The sequence below is a fragment of the uncultured Oscillibacter sp. genome, from assembly GCF_910587525.1.
GTDB lineage: Bacteria > Bacillota > Clostridia > Oscillospirales > Oscillospiraceae > Oscillibacter.
Genome location: NZ_CAJULS010000225.1, coordinates 1,952 through 2,468 on the forward strand (window position 1 = coordinate 1,952; position 517 = coordinate 2,468).

Consider the following 517-nt stretch of genomic DNA (forward strand, 5'->3'; position numbering starts at 1 on the left):
CAGCCCGTCCTCCTCACGCAGCCGCAGACGGAAATCGGAAAATCCCAAAGCCATCAGCGCCGTCTCGCCCCGTTCCGCCCGTGCCAGGTCCGCCGCCGAAACCGCCGTCCCCGCCGGGACCCGCGTTGCCAGACAGGCATAGGAAGGCTTGTCCCATACCCTGAGCCCCGCCTCCCGGGCCATACGCCGCACCTCGGCCTTCCCGATGCCGCACTCCCGCAGCGGGGACCGTATCCCCAGCTCCGCCAGCGCCCGCATACCGGGCCGGTCCCCGGCGTCGTCGGAGGCGTTGCCGCCGTCCAGCACCACCGGGAACCCGTCCCGCGCCGCCTCCTCCAGCAGCCGGGTGAACAGCGCCCGCTTGCAGTAGTAGCACCGGTCCGCCGGATTGGCCGCGACCTCCGGGACCGCCAGAATGTCAGCCTCCAGCACCCGCAGCTCCACGCCCAGCCGCCCGGCGGTTTCCCGAGCGTCCTCCAGCTCGAATACCGGCTGAAAAACCGTCCGCACAAAATAC

At 70.8% G+C, this 517-nt stretch carries 1 protein-coding gene; it reads right to left on the reverse strand.

The window, feature by feature from the left end; genetic code table 11:
- A partial coding sequence (locus QZ326_RS12825) for an ATP-dependent sacrificial sulfur transferase LarE (protein WP_295745944.1) occupies positions 1-517 on the reverse strand: 517 nt, incomplete at both ends.